Below are 567 nucleotides of genomic sequence, written 5' to 3'. Positions count from 1 at the left end.
CGCGGCCCGGCGCCGCAGGATCACGTTGACCGTGGCCGGGGTCCTGCTGGCAGCAGCGGTGGGAGCGGGCGCGTGGGCGGCGACGAGCGGAGGGGACGAGACCCCGCCTCCGGCCCGGAGCAGCACGTCGGCACCGTGAAGCCCACGTCAGGCATATTCAGCCCGTCCGGCGTTTGAGGACGGGGCCTCTGGGGGCCGACAACGGGGGTCCGGGGGCGGCAGCCCCTGGTACGCGCGCCGCAGCACCCCTCACCATCGTGGGCCAGACCGCCGGGGACCTACCGCACCCGGCGGAGCCGTTACGCTGGGGGCGTGGCAGTCGTCGATGTATCCGAAGAGCTGAAGTCCCTCTCCTCGACCATGGAGTCGATCGAGGCCGTCCTGGACCTCGACAAGCTGAGGGCAGACATCGCCGTGCTCGAGGAGCAGGCGGCCGCGCCGTCCCTCTGGGACAACCCGGACGAGGCGCAGAAGATCACCAGCAAGCTCTCCCACCTCCAGGCCGAGGTCAGGAAGGCCGAGGGGCTCCGCGGCCGGATCGACGATCTCGTCGTCCTGTTCGAGATG

1 pseudogene is annotated in these 567 nt (G+C 71.4%); it reads left to right on the top strand.

The window, feature by feature from the left end:
* Nucleotides 1–312: 312 nt before the first annotated feature.
* Nucleotides 313–567: pseudogene (gene prfB / locus CCN33_RS32840) on the top strand (peptide chain release factor 2); the annotation flags it as partial.

This window comes from Streptomyces recifensis, assembly GCF_002154615.1.
GTDB lineage: Bacteria > Actinomycetota > Actinomycetes > Streptomycetales > Streptomycetaceae > Streptomyces > Streptomyces griseoluteus.
The sequence above is the reverse complement of the archived record's forward strand: the minus strand, read 5'-3'. Positions and strand labels throughout refer to the sequence as shown.